At 55.5% G+C, this 1,404-nt stretch carries 1 rRNA gene (only partly in view); it reads right to left on the reverse strand.

From position 1 onward, the window contains the following. Positions 1 to 5 precede the first annotated feature (5 nt). Positions 6 to 1,404: ribosomal RNA gene (locus tag AC07DC_RS41940) — 23S ribosomal RNA — on the reverse strand (it continues 1,644 nt past the right edge of the window).

Consider the following 1,404-nt stretch of genomic DNA (forward strand, 5'->3'; position numbering starts at 1 on the left):
AATAGTTAGACAAGCCCTCGGCCTATTAGTACCAGTCAGCTCCACCCGTTACCGGGCTTCCACATCTGGCCTATCAACCCAGTCGTCTACTGGGAGCCTTAACCCCTCAAAGGGGGTGGGAATACTCATCTCGAAGCAGGCTTCCCGCTTAGATGCTTTCAGCGGTTATCCTTTCCGAACGTAGCCAACCAGCCATGCCCTTGGCAGGACAACTGGCACACCAGAGGTTCGTCCGTCCCGGTCCTCTCGTACTAGGGACAGCCCTTCTCAATATTCCTACGCGCGCAGCGGATAGGGACCGAACTGTCTCACGACGTTCTAAACCCAGCTCGCGTACCGCTTTAATGGGCGAACAGCCCAACCCTTGGGACCGACTCCAGCCCCAGGATGCGACGAGCCGACATCGAGGTGCCAAACCATCCCGTCGATATGGACTCTTGGGGAAGATCAGCCTGTTATCCCCGGGGTACCTTTTATCCGTTGAGCGACGGCGCTTCCACAAGCCACCGCCGGATCACTAGTCCCGACTTTCGTCCCTGCTCGACCCGTCAGTCTCACAGTCAAGCTCCCTTGTGCACTTACACTCAACACCTGATTGCCAACCAGGCTGAGGGAACCTTTGGGCGCCTCCGTTACTCTTTAGGAGGCAACCGCCCCAGTTAAACTACCCACCAGACACTGTCCCTGATCCGGATCACGGACCGAGGTTAGACATCCAGCACGACCAGAGTGGTATTTCAACGACGACTCCACCATGGCTGGCGCCATGACTTCAAAGTCTCCCACCTATCCTACACAAGCCGAACCGAACACCAATATCAAGCTATAGTAAAGGTCCCGGGGTCTTTCCGTCCTGCTGCGCGAAACGAGCATCTTTACTCGTAGTGCAATTTCACCGGGCCTATGGTTGAGACAGTCGAGAAGTCGTTACGCCATTCGTGCAGGTCGGAACTTACCCGACAAGGAATTTCGCTACCTTAGGATGGTTATAGTTACCACCGCCGTTTACTGGCGCTTAAGTTCTCAGCTTCGCCACACCGAAATGTGACTAACCGGTCCCCTTAACGTTCCAGCACCGGGCAGGCGTCAGTCCGTATACATCGCCTTACGGCTTCGCACGGACCTGTGTTTTTAGTAAACAGTCGCTTCTCGCTGGTCTCTGCGGCCACCCCCAGCTCACCGAGTAAATCGGATCACCAGTTGTGGCCCCCCTTCTCCCGAAGTTACGGGGGCATTTTGCCGAGTTCCTTAACCATAGTTCACCCGAACGCCTCGGTATTCTCTACCTGACCACCTGAGTCGGTTTAGGGTACGGGCCGCCATGAAACTCGCTAGAGGCTTTTCTCGACAGCATAGGATCATCCACTTCACCACAATCGGCTCGGCATCAGGTCTCAGACTTGT

The organism is Streptomyces sp. NPDC045021 (assembly GCF_056432645.1).